This window comes from Streptomyces sp. (assembly GCF_035563135.1).
Classification (GTDB): domain Bacteria; phylum Actinomycetota; class Actinomycetes; order Streptomycetales; family Streptomycetaceae; genus Streptomyces.
Window position 1 is genome coordinate 1 of sequence record NZ_DATMVN010000383.1, and the last position, 4,467, is coordinate 4,467.

Genomic DNA, 4,467 nt, shown 5'->3' on the forward strand with positions numbered 1-4,467 from the left:
GGACGAGGGGCATGCCGCCCACGCGGAGGACGAGCTGCGCCGGGCCGCCCGTAGCATCGTCGCGCAGCCGCTGCTGCGGGCCAACGGGGATGCCACCAGCCTTCTCCTGCACGGGACTCGGATGGCCGGGCCCGATGATCAGGACTTCCTCGTCCAATACATCGACTGGGACATGGAGGGGCTGGACGACGAGGAGATCCTCCGGCGGAACGACTTCCTCGTGGTCGACCAGTTCCGCGTGGAGAAGCCCGACGGTACCTACGTCGTCCTCGACCTGGTGCTGTTCGTCAACGGCATCCCCGTCGTCGTCGTCGAGTGCAAGAGCCCCGAGCGCAAGGACGCCATCGGCGACGCGATCCAGGACCTGCGGGCGTACACCGGGAACCCGCTGGACCTGGTAGGCCCCAGCAGCCTCGCGGGACCGAGCAGGGGTGTACCCGAGCTGTTCGCCCCCGTACAGCTGCTGATCGCGGCGAGTGGTCAGGACGCCGCGCTGGGCACGATCTCCTCGGAGGAGGAGCACTACGCGGCCTGGCGCAGCGTGGAGCCGGACCATGCCGACGATGACGCGCTGCGTGCCGCCTTGTCGGCATCGAAGGTGTTGGACCGGGGCGCCGCACTGACTGGCCAGCACAAGCTGATCGCGGCGGTGCTCAAGCCGCGCAACCTCCTCAACATCATCCGGCACTACGTCTTCGAGTTGCCGGTGAAGACCAAGGAGGGCGAGCCGCCCCTCACGGTCAAGGCGGTCTGCCGGCATCAGCAGTACCGGGCCGTGGAGAAGATCGTCAGAAAGCTGCAGACCGGCCGCACGCCCCTCGACGCGGGCGCGGAGGACGACGAGCGCGGCGGGGTGATCTGGCACACCCAGGGGTCCGGGAAGAGTCTCACCATGGCTTTCCTGGCCCGGCGCCTGCACATGAGCCGGGCGCCGGAGCTCAACCGGTTCACGGTGCTCGTCGTCACGGACCGCAAACAGCTTCAGCAGCAGCTCTCCGCCGCTGTCGGAAGGAGCGGCAGCACGGTCAGGATCGCCACGTCGCAGGCCGATGTGGAAGGGATGCTGTCCCGAGCGGGCAAGCCCGGCGGCCGTGCGGTGATCTTCGCGATGATCCAGAAATACCTCGGCCGGGTGCCTGGTTACGTCGAGCCGACTGACGGGGACGACCGGGAGTTCGCCGACGAGTTCCAGCAGGCGCAGGACCGCATCGACGAAGGCGAAGACCCTGCGGAGGTTGCCGATCCCACGCCGGACGAGGCCACCACCGAGACGGCCAGGCGGCGGTTCACGGAATGCAGCACGGACCCGCATGTCCTGGTGCTGATCGACGAGGCGCACCGCTCACACACCTCCGTGCTGCACGCCTGTCTGCGGGACGCGGTGCCCAACGCGGCCCGTATCGGGTTCACCGGTACGCCGATCATGAAGGGCAAGCTGAAGAACACCGGCCGCATCTTCGGCCTGGAACCCGGTGGTACGTTCCTCGACTCGTACGGGATGGCGGAGGCCGAGAAGGACAAGGTCGTCGTCCCCGTCCGGTACGAGGGGCGGACCGGGCGCGCGGACGTCCAGGACGAGGAGGGGCTGAACGCGAAGTTCGTCGACCTCATCGCCGAGCTGAGGGAAGAGGACCGCGACAAGGCCCGCAGGGGCACGAAACCCACGAGCCGGGACGTCGCGGAGTCCTTCCCGATGATCCTGGCCAAGGCCACGGACATGCTGGAGCACTACGTCCGGGGCCCGCTCACCGGTGGCTTCAAGGCACAGGTCGCCGCGGTCAGCCGGCGGGCGGCCGTGCGCTACGGGACCGCCTTCCACGAGGCGCGGGCCCGCCTCCTCGCCAGGGTCCGGGATTTCGACCCGGAGACACTTCGTGCGAAGCGCCCGGAGCAGTACACGCCCGACGACCTGCTGATGCTGCGGGCCTGGCAGTACCAGGAGGTACTGCGCCGCATGGAGTTCGTCCCGGTCATCTCGGCGGGCAAGGAGCACAAGGCCGGGCACTGGCGGGTCTGGACCGACCAGAAGAACCAGGAAGAGCACATCGAGCGCTTCCTGGAACCGTTCCCCGAGCTGCCGCCGGACAACCCGTGGGTGGTGGAGCACCCTCCGGAGACCGACCCGCTGCCCGCAGGCACCATCGGTCTGAATCCCTGGAGTGACGAACCCACGGTGGCTCCGACCGAGAAGCCGCCCATTGCCTTCCTGATCGTGAAATCCATGCTGCTCACCGGCTTCGACGCCCCGATCGAGCAGGTGCTGTATCTGGACCGTCCCATCCAGGACGCGGAACTGCTCCAGGCGATCGCCCGTGTCAACCGGCCGGCCCGGCGCAAGCGCGAGGGGCGGGTCGTGGACTACTACGGGGTGCTCAACAACCTCGCCGTCACGCTCGCGGCCTACCGGAATGACCGTCCCGTACGGGAGGGGCTGCGCAGCCTGGTCTCCGAGGTTCCGGGTATGGAGCGGGCCGCAGACGAAGTGCAGGAATTCCTGGCAGGCAAGGGGCTCGGCGGGCTGGACGAGCCCGGTGGGGTCGCCCGGGCCATGCTCGCGCTGAACGATCCGCAGGACCGTGCCCTGTTCGATGAGCGGCTCGGTGCCTTCCTGGAAGCCCTGGAACGCGTCCTGCCGCACCAGAAGGCCCTTCGGCAGGTACCGAACGCCCAGCGCTGGACCCATCTGCAGAAGCGGGTACGCAGGCACTACCGGGACGCCCCCGGCGGGTTGTTTTCGATGCGTGGGTACGGACGCAAGGTGCGGGCACTCATCGCCGACCATCTGGTGCTGCCCGAGATCGAGCAGGCCATCGCCCCCGTATCCATCCTGGACCCCGATTTCGACGAGATCGTGGGCCGGATCCCGGACGTACGCGAATCGGCGGCCGAGCAGGCACAGGCACTGCTCTACCACCTGGAGGAGCGTACGGAGCACGACGACCGCGAGGTGTTCCGTACGCTCTCCGAGGAGCTGCGGAAGGTGCTGCGGGACTTCGACGGGCGCTGGGACGAGATCAAGGAGAAGCTCGGACCGCTCATCGAGCGGGCGAGGAAGGCGGAACAGGCCGACCCTGCGGTGGCCGATCTGACGCCGGTCGAGCGGAAGCTGTATGCGAAGCTCTCCGACCGGCTGGGTGGGGACCCCGCGTTCGAGGCGCCGGATCAGGAATCCCTGCGTGCTCTCACCGTTCATCTGGCCGCACTCGTGGCGACGCACGTGACGCGCGCGTCATGGGCTGCTCAGGAGTCGAGCCTGGAAGATCTTCAGCTGGGAATCTGGAAGCTGCTGCGCGAGGAGGGCCTCAAGCCGCGCGAGGGCGGACTACGGCAGCTGACCCTGCTGGCGAACTCACTCGCAGGCTACGCACAGCAGAACGCTGCTGCGTTCCGCGCGGAGAGGCTGTGACAATGGGCAGGTGCCTGCATCACGCCCGATCCGACCGTCCACCTCGTCGCTCGTCGTCGACGGGCAGGAGCTGACCGTCGACGGCCGGGTGCTGCGCGTGAGAGTGAGTACCCGGCGCTCGAAGCTCGGACTCACGGTCGAGCGCGACGGGTCGCTCATACTGCGGGCCCCAGGGGCATGTGAGACCGAGCGGGCGGAGTCGTTCGTCCGGGACAGCAGGCGGTGGATCGACAGCAAGCTGAGACTGCGCGATGAGTTGCGCCCCGTCCATCCTGTCCGCTCGTTCACCGACGGGGAGACGTACCGCTACCTGGGCCGTGAGTACCGGCTGCTGCTGGTGGACGAACCGGGCGGGCCGGTCAGACTCTCTGCCGGGCGGTTGCGCTTGGACAAGGCGACCGCCATGGATGTCGAAGCGGCTCGTCGTGCAGTTACCGGGTGGTATCGCCGTGCAGGGACGAACTGGGCCGAAGGACGGCTTCAGCCTTGGGCCGCGCGTATGGACGTGAGTGAGCCCGAGGTCACCGTGCGCGACGTGGGGCGGCGCTGGGGCACGTACCGGACGGGCGCGACACAGAGTGGTGAAATGGCCTTGCACTGGGCCGTTTTCCAGCTTCCCTCCCCTCTCGTGAACTATGTGATCGCTCATGAACTGGCTCATATCCGGGTGGCCGGTCACGGTCCGGACTACTGGCGGCTGCTACGTCGGGCCGTTCCGGAGTGTGAGCAGCTCAAGGCGGAGCTGGACGAGATGGGGCGCAGGGTATGGCTGGGCGACGTTCCACAAGGCATCGGGCCGCGGCACTCGGGAGCCAATGGTGAGTAGGTGGCCGCCGCGCGAAATCAGGTCAGCGAGATGTTGAGCTTCTCGCCGGTCCTGCGGTAGCCGATGCTCGCGTAGATCCGCTCGACGTCGGGGCCGCCCGGCTCCAGCCACACGGTGTGGAAGCCGCGTTCGAAAGCGGTGCGGGTCAGCCAGGCGGAGAGCGCCGCGCCGACGCCCCGGCGGCGGAAGCCGTCGGCGACGGCCAGGCCGGCCAGCTCGCCGATCCCTTCGACCG

General features: G+C 68.3%; 3 protein-coding genes. 2 read left to right on the plus strand and 1 reads right to left on the minus strand.

Annotation, left to right across the window (positions count from 1 at the left end):
- Both VN520_RS16720 and VN520_RS16725 read left to right on the plus strand, forming a co-directional pair.
- On the plus strand, window positions 1–3,406 hold a 3,406-nt coding region (locus tag VN520_RS16720; protein ID WP_325747717.1), incomplete at its 5' end, for a type I restriction endonuclease subunit R.
- A gap of 10 nt (window positions 3,407–3,416) precedes the next feature.
- On the plus strand, window positions 3,417–4,232 hold the full coding sequence (locus VN520_RS16725) for a SprT family zinc-dependent metalloprotease (RefSeq protein WP_325747718.1): 816 nt from the start codon (window positions 3,417–3,419) through the stop codon (window positions 4,230–4,232).
- 17 nt (window positions 4,233–4,249) lie between these two features.
- Here the strand turns inward: VN520_RS16725 and VN520_RS16730 are convergent.
- The coding region (locus VN520_RS16730; RefSeq protein ID WP_325747719.1) for a GNAT family N-acetyltransferase at window positions 4,250–4,467 on the minus strand (218 nt) is incomplete at its 5' end.